Annotated in this window: 11 protein-coding genes and 3 pseudogenes; 4 read left to right on the top strand and 10 right to left on the bottom strand. The window is 68.6% G+C overall.

Annotated features, from left to right (window positions below; genetic code table 11):
- Window positions 1-161: 161 nt before the first annotated feature.
- The 3 genes from ACFVWD_RS53545 to ACFVWD_RS53555 form a co-directional block, all read right to left on the bottom strand.
- The gene (locus ACFVWD_RS53545) at window positions 162-1469 is read right to left on the bottom strand and encodes an XRE family transcriptional regulator (protein WP_389606061.1); all 1308 of its coding nucleotides are present in this window, start codon (window positions 1467-1469) and stop codon (window positions 162-164) included.
- 150 nt (window positions 1470-1619) lie between these two features.
- Complete coding sequence (locus ACFVWD_RS53550) at window positions 1620-2504, bottom strand: hypothetical protein (RefSeq protein WP_389606062.1); 885 nt, start codon at window positions 2502-2504, stop codon at window positions 1620-1622.
- Entirely contained in the window at window positions 2462-3160 is a 699-nt protein-coding gene (locus tag ACFVWD_RS53555; RefSeq protein ID WP_389606063.1) for a hypothetical protein, read from the bottom strand. The genes ACFVWD_RS53550 and ACFVWD_RS53555 overlap by 43 nt, the downstream gene beginning before the upstream one ends.
- Before the next feature lie 293 nt (window positions 3161-3453).
- Here ACFVWD_RS53555 and ACFVWD_RS53560 point away from each other — a divergent pair, with 293 nt between their 5' ends.
- Together ACFVWD_RS53560 and ACFVWD_RS53565 are read left to right on the top strand one after the other, a co-directional pair.
- Window positions 3454-4089, top strand: coding sequence for an rRNA adenine N-6-methyltransferase family protein (locus ACFVWD_RS53560; protein ID WP_389606065.1), 636 nt, complete (start codon window positions 3454-3456; stop codon window positions 4087-4089).
- Window positions 4089-4655 (top strand): annotated as a pseudogene (locus ACFVWD_RS53565) (metallophosphoesterase); the annotation flags it as partial. The gene ACFVWD_RS53560 and the pseudogene ACFVWD_RS53565, both read left to right, overlap by 1 nt.
- A gap of 346 nt (window positions 4656-5001) precedes the next feature.
- On the opposite strand, the gene ACFVWD_RS53570 reads toward ACFVWD_RS53565, so the two are convergent.
- Window positions 5002-5910: a DNA ligase gene (locus ACFVWD_RS53570; RefSeq protein ID WP_389606066.1), complete on the bottom strand. Its 909-nt coding sequence runs from the start codon at window positions 5908-5910 to the stop codon at window positions 5002-5004.
- A gap of 110 nt (window positions 5911-6020) precedes the next feature.
- Here ACFVWD_RS53570 and ACFVWD_RS53575 point away from each other — a divergent pair.
- Window positions 6021-6167, top strand: a pseudogene (locus ACFVWD_RS53575) (Ku protein); the annotation flags it as partial.
- Window positions 6168-6554: 387 nt separating this feature from the next.
- Here the strand turns inward: ACFVWD_RS53575 and ACFVWD_RS53580 are convergent.
- Window positions 6555-7145, bottom strand: coding sequence for a hypothetical protein (locus ACFVWD_RS53580; protein WP_389606067.1), 591 nt, complete (start codon window positions 7143-7145; stop codon window positions 6555-6557).
- Window positions 7142-12025 carry an RICIN domain-containing protein gene (locus tag ACFVWD_RS53585; protein ID WP_389606069.1) on the bottom strand — a complete coding sequence of 1628 codons (4884 nt, stop codon included), beginning with the start codon at window positions 12023-12025 and terminating at the stop codon, window positions 7142-7144. Before ACFVWD_RS53585 ends, ACFVWD_RS53580 begins: the two co-directional genes overlap by 4 nt.
- Before the next feature lie 930 nt (window positions 12026-12955).
- Here ACFVWD_RS53585 and ACFVWD_RS53590 point away from each other — a divergent pair.
- On the top strand, window positions 12956-13174 hold the full coding sequence (locus ACFVWD_RS53590) for a hypothetical protein (RefSeq protein ID WP_389606070.1): 219 nt from the start codon (window positions 12956-12958) through the stop codon (window positions 13172-13174).
- A 133-nt stretch (window positions 13175-13307) separates the two neighbouring features.
- On the opposite strand, the gene ACFVWD_RS53595 is transcribed toward ACFVWD_RS53590, so the two are convergent.
- The 4 genes and pseudogenes from ACFVWD_RS53595 to ACFVWD_RS53610 form a co-directional block, all read right to left on the bottom strand.
- Entirely contained in the window at window positions 13308-14117 is an 810-nt protein-coding gene (locus tag ACFVWD_RS53595; protein WP_389606074.1) for a hypothetical protein, read from the bottom strand.
- A gap of 55 nt (window positions 14118-14172) precedes the next feature.
- Window positions 14173-14550, bottom strand: a complete 378-nt coding sequence (locus tag ACFVWD_RS53600) for a toxin Doc (RefSeq protein WP_267059465.1) — start codon at window positions 14548-14550, stop codon at window positions 14173-14175.
- 2 nt (window positions 14551-14552) lie between these two features.
- On the bottom strand, window positions 14553-14798 hold the full coding sequence (locus ACFVWD_RS53605; protein ID WP_389606072.1) for an antitoxin MazE7: 246 nt from the start codon (window positions 14796-14798) through the stop codon (window positions 14553-14555).
- A 305-nt stretch (window positions 14799-15103) separates the two neighbouring features.
- Window positions 15104-16175, bottom strand: a pseudogene (locus tag ACFVWD_RS53610) (RNA-guided endonuclease InsQ/TnpB family protein); the annotation flags it as partial.

Below are 16175 nucleotides of genomic sequence, written 5' to 3' on the forward strand. Positions count from 1 at the left end.
GGCCGCGCCGCACACCCCCTCCTACGCCAGCGCATCCTGCTCAGCTGACCTCAAAGTCCACGGGAATCACCGGCTACGAAAATCTTGGAAGAGTCTCATTCCTGATAGACCCTCTCCCGTGGGGCGTGACGTGATGTGCGGTTGATCAGCTCCGCTCAGCGCTATGCGGCAGCGAGCTGGAGGAGTTCGGGAACTCCCCGGGCGCGGGCGTAGGGCTGGAAGCGGGGGAGCAGGTCGTCGACGAGGGCGACGCAGCGGGGTGCTCCGATGCGGCGGGCAAGGAGCAGGGACTGGGTGGCGGCGGCCGCGGCGGGCTCGGGTTCCTTCAGATCGAGGTAGCTTGCGGCGCGGTAGGCGAGGAAGACGCCGCGGGTCTTGTCCCGGGCCGTGGGTAGGAGGCGTTCGCCCTCGGTGATGAGCTGGTGGGCGCGGCCGGTGTCGCCGAGGTCCAGCAGGGCCTGGCCGGAGTCCACGGCGAGATCGGCGTCGGACACCCAGGCGCACCAGGCGGGCCGGTCGGTGCCGGCGTCGCTGAGGTGTTTCTCGGCCGCGGCGAGGGCGCGCAGCACGGCGCGGCGATCGTTGCGCGCGGCGAGGGTTCGGGCGAGACGCAGCTGGAGCAGGCAGCGGGCGGCGGGGTTTTGAGCGCGGGTCAGGGCGTGGTTGAGGATGTCGGCCGCGGTGGCGTGGTCGTTGCGCCAGGCGGCCTGGTAGGCGAGGTCGCCCAGGAGGCCGGCGCCCATGTCGCGGTCCGCGGCGGCGTGGGCGTTGTGCAGGCCGGCGATCCAGTACTGGCTGGCGTGGGTGTGATGTCCCAGATCGAAGCGGTGCCAGGCGACGGTCTGGGACAGACAGGCCGCCAGGGTGTGCAGGCGCAGCCCGGTGGCGGGTGTGTGCCGGCCGCGTGCGAGCAGGTCGGTTGCGGTGGACAGGTGGGCGTCCAGCAGTACGGCGGTGTGCTGGCGCTGCTCGGTGGCGAGGCTGGCGAGTCGCTGGGTGGAGGTCTCCAGGAATGCGACGAGTTCCTCGCTGATCGGTTTGCCGTCGCGGGCCTGGGCGAGAGCGCCGGTGGGGCCGAGGGCCCAGTCCGCGGCCAGCGCGGTCAGGGCGGCGCCGGAGATCGTTAAAAGGGTGCGGCGTTCCATCGCTGTTCGCAGGGCCTCTCTCAGGGCGGGCACGGAGCTGTGGGGTCCGAGCGGGACCACGCCGTCGGCGGTGAGCGGCAGCCAGTTCGGCCAGTCGTCGCTGCGGACGATGTCCGGCGGCAGGCCGAGCGCCTCGGCGATATAGATCTGGGATTCTTCGTTGGGCTCCACGCCCCGCTCCCACTTGCGTACCCGTGCCTTGTCGGTACCCGACCGCATTCCGCGCCGGCGGGCCGCAGCCTGCACCCCGGCGACGAGCGCAACCTGCGTCATGTCACGGGCTGCGCGCGCGACGGCCAGTGGGTGACGGGTGGTCTCTTCCACCCCTCCATCCAATCACTCACCGCACGCGACCGGTGACGGATTGCCGGTTGGGGACTCCTGCGGGACTCCCTTCAAGCTGTGTCCACTCCCGGCGGTTGAGCCGCTGTTTGAAGCCGCGTACCAGGCGGCGGGGAGGCCGGAGGAGGTGTATCAGGCGGAGGCGGCGCCGTGGGCGTCGACCGGCGGCGGCAGGGTGTTCAGACGTTCGCGAAGGTCGCTCACACTGTCGGCCGGACAGTCAGCGAGCAGGCTGTCGAGGCGCTTGAGCCGGGTGCGGGCGGTGGAGCGCAGGCGGCTGGGCGGAATGCGGTCGAGCACGTCCATGCCTCGTTGGGCGGCGTCGGACGGCTGGGCGGAAGCCTCCGCCTGGGCGAGGACGAAGGTGGCGGCGGCCCATCCCGGGGTGCCGGTTGTGCAGGTGGCCGCAGAGCTTTCGGCGCGGGAGCGGGCCTGTGCGGTGCGGCCGAGCGCGAGGTGCGCCTCCGCCTGGTGCAGGGCCAACTCGGCTGCGTCGAAGCCGAACCGGTCCGGCGCCTCGCCAACAGGGTCGGCTTCGAGCTCGGTCAGTCCTTCCTCAAGCGCGGAGGTCGCCTCCCGGTCGAGGCCCTGCAGGGCGAGCGTGGGCAGCAGGGCCCAGGCGTGCAGCTGGGCGCGGACCAGCCCGCGGGGAGCCGCCGCGCCGCGTTCGGCGTAGGTGAGCGCGGCAGGGAGATTGCCGGTGCTGCGTGTGACCATGCTCAGCGCCCCGTACGTCCATGCGGCCAGGGCCGCGTCGCCGCACCGGTCCGCGTATGCGGCGGCGGTGGCCAGGTGGGTGCGGGCGCCTGAGAAGTCTTCCAAGTGGAAGGCGAGGTTGCCCAGCAGGGCCGAGAGTCGGCCGACCTGGCGCTGCAGATCGGCGCTGGCTCCGCCCGGAGCGAGGACCTCTGTCAGCAGGGCGCGGGTGGCGTGAACCTCCCTGAAGAGCACCGGTACCGGGTGCCGGGAGTAGTTCAGGGCGTAGTGGTCGGCAGCGGCCTCAGCGAGCTCGGCCACCAGGGCGTTGCCTTCGGGCTCTGCCAGGAGCGCCAGGTGGAGGGACTCTCTGACAGCCGGAAGCCCAGCACGGTGGTCATCTGCTCCGCCCCTTCCTGTCGGCCGGATGCGGCGACGCCGGCGTCGTGGCGACCGTACCCGATCATCTCCGCCGTCCATGCGGACAACTGTCGTACACGCTGGACCTGATGAAGGCCGAGTTGCTCGGGCCGGGCGCGGTAGACGCGGCACAGCATTACTGCGTAGTCCCTGCCCGGCCATTCATCGGGGTCGTGTTCCCACCGGCACAGCATCGACTCCGATAAGCCTGGCGGCATCAGCCCCTCTGCCCGGTAGAGCTCTCCAATCTGGGTGACGGTGTCCGCCCTGGACCAGCCCAGGGCAAGGCGCCACGCCTCCAGTTGCGTGACCTCCGGAAGCGCCTCGCGGATTGCCGCCGCGGCCTGCTCGTTCGTGTGGCCGGTGCGCTGACACCGCATCCGGACCTGGGCGGCTTCACGCACGATGGCGGCGCGGCGCAAGCGTGTGATTGAGGCAGCCATGGCACCCCCGTACAACCGGTCCTGGAAACACTCACGGTAGCCGACCTGCCCCTCGACCGGCAGGCCGGTGTGCGCATTGCGGCTATCCGCAATGTGGGCCCTGAACAGGCGCAATGACCTCCCTCAAGGCCTGGGGCGACGCTGTCGGAGGTGGCCTCGTTCCGGGCCGCTCGTCCTCGCACCGCACACAGGAGCGAGCAGTGACGGCAGCGCGGCATCACCCTCCCCAGGGTGCGCTGCCGCGCTGTCCCGCCCGTCGTCCACCGTGTGCCGCTGACTGCTCCGGGGGTGTACGGGGACTCCCGCGGGACTCCCTCTACGCCATCGACGCAGTCGAACAGTTGAGCCGATTCTCGTGGAGCCGCAGCACATCAGGCGGCTCAGGAACTATGCGAAAAGGGGCTGCCATGTCCTACGACCAGGTGGCGCGCCGAGTTGGGGATGCGCCGCCGCTCTTACACACTGGCACGTCCAGCACTGCCGAAGTACTCGCGCGCAGTGGTTTCGCTACGCGTGCCGAGTTGGGTCAGCACTTCCTGCGCTCTGCGGACACGGCCCGGCGGCTGCTGGACTGTGCCGACCTCACCTCCGCGGTACAAGTCCTCGAAGTGGGGGCAGGGCTGGGCACGCTGTCGGCGGCCGTCGCGGATGCCGGCTGCCGGATCTGGGCCGTGGAGAGGGACGCACGGCTCGGCGGAATCCTGCAGGACCGGCTGAGGCCCTTCGGCCAGCGGGCGCGCGTCACGATCAACGACGTGCGCCGCGTCGACCTCGACGGCGGGCTGGACCAGGGAAGCGCGCTGGTGTCGATCCTGCCCTTCGACTGGGAGCTGTCCGCGGCACTGGCCTCCCACGTGTTCACCGCCACCCGCAAGGTGTCGCGCGGGGTGGTGGTCGTGCCGCGCCGCACCCTGGAGGACCGCAGCGCCCTCGGCGCCGACGACGGTCTGCTCTGGGAGGAGATCGACGGCATCTCCCGGGGTGAGTTCTGGCCGGCAGCGCCCGGAACCCTGCGGGTGGTCGCGATCCGGAGGCGTCGATGATGCCCGCCCTGGTCGTCACCAACGACTTTCACTCCGCTGTTCCCGAGGGGCGCGGCCTGCTGGCAGCGCTGCGTCAGCGACGCGTTGACGGCGCACTTGTGGTGGATGCCGGCGATTTCTTCGGCGGCAACGCCTTCCACGAGTTCTCCCAAGGACACATCGAACGAGGTCTCCTGACGGAGCTGTACGACGCGCTCGTCCCGGGCAACCACGACTTCGCCGACCTCATGCGGCTCGAGAGCCCGGAGACGTTCCCGCCGGTGGTGTGCGCCAACGTCCGCCCGCCCCAGGCCTTCGCCGGTCGCTGGGAAGGCGGCATCGTGCTGGACGCGCGGGGACAGCGCGTGGGGATCGTCGGATACCTCGGCCAGCAGGCTTTCGAAGCGATCCCGCTCCAGGAGCGGTCCGGGTTCACCTTCCACGAACCGACCGCAACGCTCCTGGCCCGCGAACGGGACCGGCTGACCGCCGCGGGTGCCGACGTCGTCATCGGTGTCAGCCACAGCGGCATCGTCCACGACATCGCCGACCAGGAGCAGGGCTGGCCCCTGCCGATCGTCGTTGCCGGACACTGCCACAGCGCCTGGTACCACTGGTCGTCCGGCGGCCGCCATGTGATCAAAGCGCCGGAAAACGGCTCCGGACTCGTCCAGATCGACGTGGCCGAACCGGACAGGACCCGGATCACCGTCGAGACCTTCCGCAGTGAATCACCCGCCCAGCCCGACGGCCTGGACCCGGTCGTGGCCGCCTACCACGCATGGGGAGCGGCGACAGTCGGACGGCTTCCCGCCGCCCTCGCCTCCTGCAAGGACGTGGCCCGCGCCGCAGCCGCACAGGCACGGAAGACCGTCGGCAGCGATGCCTTCGTCCTCAACCTGGCCACCCTTCGGTCCGGACTGCCGGTGCAGGTCACACGCCAGGCGCTGGCCGACTGCGCGCCCTTCGAAGGCGTACCGGGGTCAGGACGGCGTGGCGGGTGGTACCTGCCAGAACTTCCACGACGGCGAGGCCGGAAGGAATCCTGGTGTAGGTCTCACTGGTGTCTGTGCGGTCCTGCTCTGCTGGACCGGCCGCAACCAGGACCTGCGCAATCTGCGCAGCGAGCGGCGCCGACAGCGTCTGCGTGAGTTCGGTGCGTCCGTTCGGAAGACGTACCGCGAGCGTGCGGGGCCAGGTCTGCGGCCCGGTGTAGCCGATCACGTCGGCGTCGACAGTCTCGGCATGCCGGATTTTCTGCCATCCTCCGGTGCGGCCGGCCCGGTAGGGGGAGGTGGTGCGTTTGGCGACGATGCCTTCGATGCCCTGGTTGTGGAGGGTGTTGTACCAGGTGAGTGCGGTGTCGCGGTCGGTGGTGGCGGAGACGGCCTGGATCGGGGTGTTCGCGGGCAGTTCTGCCAGGAGGCTGAGGAGGGCTGCGCGGCGCTCGCTGTACGGGCGCGGCCGGATGTCGCCGGATGGCAGTTGCAGGGCGTCGAAGGCGATGTAGTGGGCGGGGCGTTGGACGGCCAGGCGGTGGGCGCGGGTGGGGGAGGAGGCGGCTCGGGCCTGTGCGGCGTCGAAGCTGATCCGTCCGTCCTCGGTGGTGATGACGGCCTCGCCGTCGAGGACGGTCCCGGCCGGGAGGTGGTTTCCGGCGAGGGCGAGGTCTCCCCACGTGGCGGTGACGTCGCGTCCGGAGCGGGCCTGCAGGCGGACCCCGTCGCCGGTCCGCCACATGATCATTCGGTGGCCGTCGAGTTTCATCTCGTAGCTCCAGTCCGTGCCGGGGGGCAGTTCCGGTACGGGCTGGGCCAGGGCGACGGAGGCGGGCCAGTCCACCCCTCCAGCCTGCGGCGGCCGTGGCTGCGGCGCCCGCCGGTGTTGTGGGGGAGCGGGCCGTGTCGGGGGCTCCTAAGCTGGTGGGCTCGGGGTCGTCGTGGAGGTCTGTGATGCCCCGACCGCTGTGGAGCGGCGCCATTTCCTTTGGCCTGGTGACCATTCCGGTGAAGCTGATGAGCGCCACCGAGGACCGTTCGGTCCGGTTCCACCAGGTCCATACGGAAGACCTGGGCCGGGTGCGGGTGCGCAAGTACTGCGTAGAGAATGCCTTACTGCTCACGCTGTCTCGCCATGGTGCCTTGCCCTGCCTTCGAAAGACGTCGGCGGGTGGTCCGTCCCGTTGCAGGGACGGACCACCCGCAGTGGATGTCAGCCGTTCACGCTTTGTGTCCGGAGGCCCGTCGGGCTCGCTTCCTTGGGCAACGGATACGAATCGAACACGATGAAGCCGTCCTGGCCCTTCTTGCCTGGAAGCCTCTTCAGGACCACTCGCACCCCGTTCCCCGGAGGCATGAGCATCGCTTCTGTCGAACGCTCAACTCATGAGAAGCATTCACAGCCCGTGCCGGGGCACCGCGACCCACTGGACCGGCGGACCCCGCCCGAACCAGCAGGAATTGGCGGGGCCTGTCAGTCTGCGAGCATCACTCCTCCGGCACGAGACCGACCGCTTCAGGGAACTGCAGGGCGAGTTCACGACGTTCCGGATCCTGCTCTTCACCGGCGATGTCACACAACAGCCGAACGAGTTCCTGCCGGTCCTCTTCGGGCCTCTTGGCGAGCGCGTTGTTCAGGTTCCCGCTGACCCATTCGATGATCTTGACGGCGTCGTCGTCATCGATGATGTCCTCATCGGCAAGTTCGATGGCGTTGAGGATGTCCATCACGGCCTTCGCGAGAGAACGAGTGATACCGGCCTGTCCCTGTCCCTGCTCGTGAGGCTGATCGAGTACAGAGGCCATCTCTTCGCACAGCGCTGTGGCGAACGGCCTCCCCCTCTCCGGTACCTGTGCGGCGATCCCCCGAAAAAGCTGGACGAGTTCGCGCCGGTCCTGCTCCGGCGCCTGTCCAAGTGCCGCCTTGACAGCGGAGATCGGTTCGAGAAGATTGGCGGCGTCGGCCGGAGCGACTCCCCGGGGGTCGTCAGGGTCGACAGGGTCCGGCACGTACGACGACCGGATGGTCACATCGAGATCCATGATGGTGCCCGCGAGGATGTGGGTGAGATGGTTCATGGGGCGACGACCCTCACTCGGATGTTGGTGATGAGCTGGGAGGACAGCATCTTCCTGGCCTGACGAGCGACGGTTTCGTTCGGGACTTCCCACACTCCGGTCATCCCGTTCTGCTCCAGCGCGAGCGCCTGGTTACGTGCCTGCAGGTAACTTTTTGTGCGCCTGCTGATGTTCCACTTCCGGTCAACCATAATCTTGTTGACCCAGTCGACACCGTCGAACTTGATCTCGCTGAGCCTGGTCAGTCCCTCTTTGTAGTACTGAAGGGCAGGCGCGAGTCCCGGTCTGGATCCCAGCGCTCCGGCATCGTACTTGAGGACATCAGGGTCAGTACTGGTTCCACTCTCTTTGAGCCAGTAGACCGTTCCGTCGCAGTTGTGTGCCAGAACCGGTGTGGTTCCCACTACGACATAGAAGGTGTGGAGGTGAGAGACGGTCATGTCGTACACCGGCTTCGGTGCAAGTCCGGACCGGTCGTCAAGACTCTCGACGGCTCGGAATGCTCCGTCCTTGGTACGTAGCGGGTCACCGACGTGCAGGTCGGATGCGAGGGTCCAGCCGCGACCGTTGACGAAGAAACGGTGACCTGGAGTGGTGGACAGGAGTCCACCGCCGACCAGAGCAATGTCCACTAGATGGCGGGTGTCGTGCCGGAACGTGGCAGACACCGGCTCTGGGTGCAGGGCCCCGGTGGTGGGATCGGAGGCGAGCAGCATGTCGCCCCGCCGCACGTCCCGGATCGCCTTGTATGACCCATCTCCCGTCAAAACTCGGGTCGAGCCGGGGAAACTGTTGACACCGCACGCTATTTTGAGCTTTTCAGACTCTTTCACCATCCGCTCGACATCGGCGACCATGGCGGGGTTCACGCCGTCTACTGCCTTCAGCGCTTGGAATGCGTCCTTGACGCCGATTCCGGTACGCAAGGAGGCGTCAACCGCCTTGAGTGCGTCCGTGACGGACTTGATGATTCGTCCGCCGAAGACGGTGGATACTACGTCGAAGGTCGCCCAGCCACAATCACCCCAGGTTCCTCCGCCGCCCCCCGTGACCATGGCCTTGAGTTTTTCACCGCAGCCAATAAAATCACCGATGACGATATCCACTGGGTCGATACCCTGATTGAACTCGACCATCGAAATGGAGCGAGTCACCGTCTCACTCTGATTTTTGGCCACTTGCGTTGCGACGTGAATGGTGTTCTCTTCAGGACATCCGGCCTGTACGGCTGGGATGTTCTTCTCCGTGCACAGGTAGACGTCGACGATCACATTGAAGTGGATCGTTGCGGTTACCTTGCAGTCTCCGGTGTGGACGATGCCCCCGCAGTTGTCCTTCGTCACGTCTGTCGGATCACCGACGGTTTCGATCCTTGTGACGTAGAAGACGCTGCCGAGACCGTCGGTACCAGAGGTGATCTGCTCGTTGTACTTGCTCTTCTCGGCCCTGTCGGCCGCTTCCTGGGCTTCCTCGGCGTATTTGTCGGCGTCCTTGGCGGCCTGTTCGGCTTCGGTGGCGGCCGTGTCGGCGCGGGTGGCGGCCGCTCGGGCGTCCTTGGCGTCCTGTTCGGCCTGGGTGGCGGCGGAGCGGGCGGCGGCGGCGTCGAGTTCGGCGGCGTCGGCGCTGTCGCGGGCGTCCTTGGCGTAGCCCTCGGCGTTGCCGGCGGCCTTGTCGGCGGCCGCGGCGTCGGCGGTGGCCTGTTGGTCGTAGTCGACGGTGCGGGCCAGTGATGCGGCGGCCTTGGAGGCGGCGGTGGCGGCGTCGGCGGCGTAGCCGAGGGCGTCCTTGGAGTAGGTGCGGGCGTCGGCCGCGTACTGGGCGGCGTTGGCCGCGTGCTGGTAGGCCTCCTTGGTGTCGCCCTTTGCCTGGTCGGCGAGGTTCTTGGCGGCCTGGGCCTCGGCGGCTGCGTTCTTGGCGTGGGCGTCGGCGACGGCCTGCTGCTGGCCGGCGATCGACTTCGATGCCTGTCCGGTCAGTACGACCAGGGCGGCCGCCGAGTCCTTGTCGACGTAGGGGGAGCCGAGCTGGATGGCGTCGTTGGCCGGGTCGGCCACCTGTTCGGCCGACTTGCCGGCGTCGACGGCGGCCTGGGCGGTGACGTGGGCGTAGCCGGCGGCCTTCGCCGCGGCCACGAGGGCCTTGGCGGCCTCCGCGTTGGCGGCGTTGGCCTGGGTTTTGGCGTCCTTGGCGTGCTGTTCCGCCTCGTCGGCGAGCTTGACCGCGGCCTTGGCCTCGGCGGAGGCGTCCTGGGAGGCCTTGATGGCGTCGGCGACCGCGCTGGTGGCGGTCTTCACCGCCGCGTCGGCCTTCAGTTTGTCGGCCTGGGCTGCGTCGGCGTCGGAGCGGGCGCGCTTGGCGGCGGCCTCGGCGCGGGTGGCCGCGGCGTCCGCGTCGGCTGCCGCCTGGGTGGCGGCGTCGGCCTCGGAGCGGGCCCTGCCCGCCGCGGTCTCGGCGTCGTCGGCCGCCTTGTCCGCGTCGTTGGCGGCGGCCCGGGCGGCGGTCGCCGCGTCACCGGAGTCGAGGGAGTCGGCGTAGGCGTTCTTGGCGTCGGCCTTGGCGCGGGCCGCGTCGGCCTTCTGCTCGGCGTCCCAGGCGTCGTCCCGCAGGGACTTGGCGTGGTCCTTCGCCTTGACCGCGTCGTCGCGCCGGTCCCCGGCGGTCTTCTCGGAGGCTTCCGCCTTGTCCTTGGCGTCCTTCGCCTTCGTTGCCTGGGACTCTGCGTTCTTGCGGTGCTCGGCGGCCTCGGACCGCTTGACGGCGGCCGTCTCCTTCTCCGCCTTGGCCGTCTTCTCCTCGGCCTCCGCCGCGAGCCGCTTGGCGTGCGCGTCGGCGGCGGCCGCCCTGGCGTCGCCCTCGGCCTTCAGCGCGTCGGTGAGCCTGGCCTCCGCGGTCTCCTTGTCCTTCTTGGCGTTGTCCCGGTGCACCTTGGCCGCGTCGGCTGCGGCCTTGGCCTGCAGCTCGGCCGTCTCGGCGGCCTTCTTGCGGAACTCGGCCTTCGACTGGGCGGCCTGGGCGAGGGCGCGCTGCGCGATGGTCGCGCTGTCGCCGGCAGAGGCGCGGGTGGCGGCCTCGGCGGTCTCACCGGCCTTCTCCAGCGCCGTCAGCGCGGCGGCCGCGCCCTTGGTGACCTGGTCCTTCTGCTGCCCGACCAGCAGGCCACGGCCACGCGGCGCCCCGTTGGTGTCGGCGATGCCGTAGGCGGCCTGGACGGCCGTGTCCGAGGTGGTCGCGGCCTTCTGCGCGGCGGTCAGCTGGGTCTTCAGGACAGCGAGCTGCTTCTTCGCAGCGGCCTGCGCGGCGGCAACACCGGCCTTCGCCTTGTCGAACTGCGCCTTGTCCGGGTAGTCCAGCTGTCCGGTGCCGTTGTGGCCGGACGGCTTGATGTCGAACTGCTGCGCGGCGGTGTCGTTGCAGGTGTAGAGCTTGGCGTCGTTGCCGTTGTCGAAGGTGTGCAGGTCCAGGCACTTGCCCGTACCGACACTCTTCAGGCTGGTGGCGCCGCGCAGTTCGGACGCCCAGGTCTGCGACGTGGAGTCCTTGCACGACGAGATCTGGATATTCGTGCCGTTCGCCGTGTTGTTCCCGGCCACGTCCAGGCACTTGAGCGAGTTGACGTTCTGCAGGTGCAGCTTGTCTTCGCTGCCCAAGAGCACCCACTTCTGCGCTGCGGAGCCGTTGCAGGTGTAGACCTGGACCGGCGTGCCGTTGTCCTTCTTGCCGCCCTGGACGTCGAGGCACTTGTCCTTCGCAGCGTGCACCTCGATGACGGTGGGGCTGTCGCCCACCCAGCCCAGACCGCCCGGCATCCAGTAGTCCTGCCACCGAGTGAGATGGTCGGCGACCCAGGACTGGCCCAGCATGTCGCTCAAAGCCTTCGCACCCTTGGAAAGGGCGTTGACCGCGTCCTTGTTCGCGCCCAGGATCTGGTTGCGCTGAGCGGCCTGCGAAGTGACCTCCTGCTGCCACTCGCCGGCCGCCGTGGAGGTGATGTCGCCCAGCACGCTGTCCGGGTCGATCGGATCCCGCCAACCACACGCGGCGAAGCGGCTCTTCACGTCCTCGACAGCGATGCGGTACTCCGGCGTGCCCGGCTGCGGCGCGCTGTGCGGGAAGCCACCGGAGGACAGGAAGAGACGGGCGTCGTCCGCGCCGGCGTTCGTCGCGGGGCCCCCGTGCATCCACTGAAAGGCGCTGCGCTCGGCGAGCGCGCGATTCCACTCCGCCTGCGTCGTCCCGGTGGGATCGGGGTCCTTCCCGTAGAGGGGGTTGCCCACCTGGTCGACGGCCTTGAGGGTCTTGTCGTCGGCCCTCGGGGTGGCGTCGTCGTAGAAGTCGGAGTCGGTCTTCCAGAACCGGTCGGCGACCCAGGCGGACAGACCGGTCTGGGAGTAGAAACTTTTGTCGCCGTCGGGCGGCAAGTGGAAGTCGGTGACGGTGAATCCGCCGGGAGTCGCCAGACCGTCCAGAGGCTTCTGCCAGGCTTCCCGCTGAGCGGAAAGGGCGTCCATCTCCTTGCCCGCCGCGTCGCGGTCGTTGTTGTACGCGACGGCGAGCGGTGTCTGTTCCCAGTTCTTGCGGTCGGCCAGGACGTGGAGCTTGTCCGGCGTCTGGTTGAGGGCGTCCTGCGCGGTCGCGGCCATCGACGGGCCGCCCAGGCGCAGTACGTCGGCCATCAGGCACTGGTCCTGGCGCAGTTGCTCAGCGGCGGTGTCGTCGTACCAGGGGTAGGAGTCGGCTACCGGCTCGATGTTCGGCTTGATCGAGCCGGGCTGTACCGCGAGAGCGGCCAGAACGGTCAGCGCAGCTGCTGAGGTGACGGCGGAGGTGAGCTTTCGCGATCTTCGTGCTGTGGGCAGCCGGAACCATGGTCTGGGGTGCAAGAAGGCATCCCTTTCTGCGTTCACTGGGGGGTACGAGCCCGAGGAACGGCCGAACAGCGGAGAGCGGCGAGCTGCTTCTGAGGGGTGCTCAGGAGCACGCTGGACCAACCGCATCGATACATGTGCCGAGCCGGTATGACCGCATGGCGACGCAACCTATCCCCGTGAGCGACGGTGTTCCCCCGGTCGCTGAATGACGTGCGCGAACGCGGAACTGGTCAGGTTCCGCGTCATGCGCGGCTCCACCCTATGCAGGCATACACGGGCCCGCACAGAGGTTCGATACGCCCGTGAGGGCGCTGGCGTGAAACCTCCTGCCGCCCAACGGTCCGTGGTCGGGGTCCCGGTGGCCCGGCGGCGCATGGATTTTCTGTGTGCTTCCTGTGTCCAGGAGGTGGAGTGCGGTCCGTGTTCGTCCGGCAAAGTATGGCCGGTTTTCGACTCTGCTCAAGTGGCCTGCGTGGGGCGCCACCGCGCCCCGTCGGCTGCGAACTGCGGCCCGATACCCGTCTTAGGCTATTTGACGGTTCATCAGGACCTACTGCCTGTGGACGAATTTCCGCGTTCCTGGACCGAGCATCGTCTGCATTCGGTCGCAGCGGGGAGGCCCCGGCTCCTTCATCGCATCACACTTCGTGTGACTGAGCGGCCCGCGGGGGCGGGCGGCCGTGCGAGCCGCCCGCGCTCGGGGCCCTTGGGTTACGGGCGGACCAGGCCGTAGAAGACCGAGCTGGACAGCGGGTAGGTCTTGTCCTAGACACCGATCCGGCCGGAGCCGCCGCTGCGCATCGTGGTGAGGTCCACGGTAGTGCCGGTCGCTGCGGGCCGGGAGGCCTTCGACCCGGTACATCGGAGACGCGTCTGCCGGTCACGTATGGGTCCAAGCGGAATCTTCTTGCCCCGTGTGCCCAGCGTCTACGGGAGACCGTCATGAGTCAGGAACCGGCCGCACGCCAGCCGTTGGAGCCCGCGGCCGCCGAAGCGGTCCGCGCGTACGCCGCCCGCACCCGAGCCGATGCCGACCGGTTCGCCAGCGCGCTCGAGGACATCGCAGCCAACGGGCTGCCGGCGGTCGAGGAATGCACGCCGTGGGAGGCACTGCGCGAGGCCCACGAGGCCGGGGCGACGCGAGGGAAGGGCCGGATTTAGATCAGGGGAGTAGGTAGTTCGTCATGCCCTCCGGAAGTGGAAGGCCATGGCTGGGAAGCGGCGTCCGTTGACCTGGATTGCGAGCCCGTCCCGTCCGCCACGAGGGCGGACGGGCGGGACCGGCCTGGGGGGTCTACCAGTTGATGGTCTGGCCCTGCGGGGTGACGCTGACGGTGAACTCCTCCAGTGCTGGAGTGCCGGCCGCGTGCCAGCGGCCGAGCTGCTCCTCGGCAGGATCCCAGAGGGCGTTGGGCCCGTCCTGTCGCACGATCCAGCGGCCGTTCTTCTCATAGAGGGCAGCCCACGAGCCGGACTCGACGTCGACGAGAACGTGCTCGGTGCGCCCGTCGCGTTCCATCGTCAGGTGCTGTGCGTGGGGAGCTGCGAGCTGTACGACGAAGCGGGATGTCCAGTCGTTCAGTGCGTCGGTTCCGATGATGGCCTTGCGCTCCTTGCCCTTGCTGAGGTCGGGGAGCAGGCCCAGCGCGGGCGGCATGTGCGGGCGCGCGAGCATGAAGCTGACCTGACCGCTCAGCAGTGGCCCGGTTGCCGTGTCGTCGTCGTGGACGGTCAGGCGTGCGAGTTCCGACGAGCCGAGCCAGCCACCGATGGTCGTCAGGATCAGGCCACCGGGTCGGGTCTGCTCGATCCAGGCCGCAGGAACGGTGCGCACGCCGCAGGTAGCGATCACCCTGTCGTACGGTGCCCCTTCGGTATAGCCGAGGAGGCCGTCGCCGCTGACGAGCGTTGGGTAAAGCCCCCGTCGTCCGAGGGCTGTCCGTGCACGCGCGGCCACTTCCTCGTCGTACTCGATCGAGGTGACCCGCTGAACCTTGTCGTCTCGCGGCGGGATTCCACCGTGAGAACCAGGGACTCCTAAGACGGCTGGCTCGTGCCGATGCTCCAGTACCCCTACGACTCGTAAAGCGATGATTCGCCCGATCCGGGGCGTTCGTCTCTTGCTTGAAGCCGCCTAAAGATCGGACCCCACTGGATAATCATGGGGCCCGCCAGGATCGGAGACGATCCGCGATGTCGAAGGTGTCCAGTCGCAGAGCCTTGATGTCCTCGATCAGTTGAATCCACTGGACCTGACTCGCGGAGACGGTCTCGCCGGAGGCCTCGATGTACGCCACGGCGACGGCATATCCGTACAGCTCGTTCCGCGCAGGGAGCGGCCGCTGGAGCACGATGGTGTCCAGGAGCGCGGCGGCACGCCAGTAAGCATCGGGGTCGGACACGTCCAGGTGTGGGGTATTCACCCGGTGCCGCGCGACGGCCGCGACCAGCGCCGAGTAGTCGCGGATCTGCAGGTCCTTGCCGAGCACGCGCTCTTGGCGGTCGAGGAGCCACCGGACGTCGACGAACAGTTCCAAGATCAGGCCGCCCGGCTACTGGCGGGCGCTGCGGGGAGGCCGCCGAATGTCTTGTCGAAGGCGTCGACGAAGCCCGGACGGTCGATCGCGGCGTCGAACGCGGCGCTCGCTCGCCCCAGCAGCGCCTGGTGCTCTTCTTGCTGGGAGAGGTCGTCGAGGTAGGCGGCCAGACTCATGCCGCGGGCCTTGGCGAGAGCCGCGAGGCGATCCCTCGTGGTGGTGTTGATCCGTACGCTGGTGTCAGCCATGCACCCAGTATGCACCAGCGCATGCGTTTACGCATACATCCGCCTCTGACCTGCGCCTGCGCCCTTGCATGGCCCCTAACCCCATGAGGCTGCCGGGTGGCACATCTCCAGTCTTGACTCGAAAAGTAGGCTTTTGCCCTGCGATCCGGACCCATGATCAGCAGGGCGAGGCATCTGGCCGACCTGAGGTTCCCGCCTTGTATTGGCTATAGCGGAGCGCGGTCGGGTTGGCTGCTCGTAGCGTTCCGTTCCGTAGGACGCTGGGTTGGGTGACTCCTCCTCCGGCTGTAGCCGGGGGCTTCTCGCTATGCCGGGTTGGCGTTGCGGCGGGCCAGCCCGGCCCGTAGGACGTTGGTGGCTGCCACTGTGTCGGCGTGGGCGTGGTGGCCGCAGGCGATGCAGTGGAATTTTTCCTGTGTGGGCCGGTTCTCCTTCGCGGTGTGCCCGCATGCGGGGCAGGTGCGGGAGGTGTTGCGGGGGTCCACGGCGATCACGTCCCGTCCGGCGCTTTCAGCCTTGGCGTGCAGGATCGTCAGGAACACCCCCCATCCGGCATCGCTGATCGACGTGTTGAGCCCGGCCTTCGCGGCGGCCCCGTTGGGCAGGAACGCGCCCGGCCGGGATCGGGCTTCGGTGCCGGGGCCTTGCTCATGTTGCGGATCCTGAGGTCTTCGTGCGCGATGAAGTCATGTGCGCGCACCAAGGCGAGCGCGGTCTTGTGGGCGTGGTCGAGCCGCTGGCGACGCACCTTGCCGTGGAGCCGGGCGGCCTTCTCCACCGCGCGCTGGTGGCTGGCGGTGCGGTCCTTCGCCTTGCGGCGCGGGAACCGGGGCAGTGCCTGCTGTGCGGCTGCAAGCTTCGCGGCGGCCTTACGCCCGTGGCGAGGGTTGGGCACGAACCCGCCGTTCGAGTCGGCGAGGAAGTTCGCGATGCCCAGGTCGATCCCGACCACGCTGCTGGTCGCGGGCAGCGGCTCCGGCTGGTCCTGCTCGGCACTGAGCACCACAAACCACTTACGGCCCTCGCGCTTGACCGACACGGTCTTGACCCGGCCGGCCACGGCGCGGTGCCGGTTGACCCTGACGTGACCGACACCCTGGAAGCGGACGCGGGTAACGGGGTCGTGCGGGGTGGAGTCCCACCGGCAGCCGTCCCCATCCTTGGGGAACTCCACCGTGTCGAACCAGTTCACCCCACGGAAACGCGGATAGCCGGGCGTGTCACCGGACGTGACCCGGCGGAAGAACGCCTGCATCGCCTTGTCGAGACGGCGCAGCGTCGTCTGCTGCGAGGAGAACGACCAGCGGCCCTGACGCTCCGGGTCACATGCCCGGATGTCCTTGAGCTGCGCGGACTGCATCCCGTACCTGACGCTCG

The sequence above is a fragment of the Streptomyces sp. NPDC058086 genome, from assembly GCF_042885015.1.
Classification (GTDB): domain Bacteria; phylum Actinomycetota; class Actinomycetes; order Streptomycetales; family Streptomycetaceae; genus Streptomyces.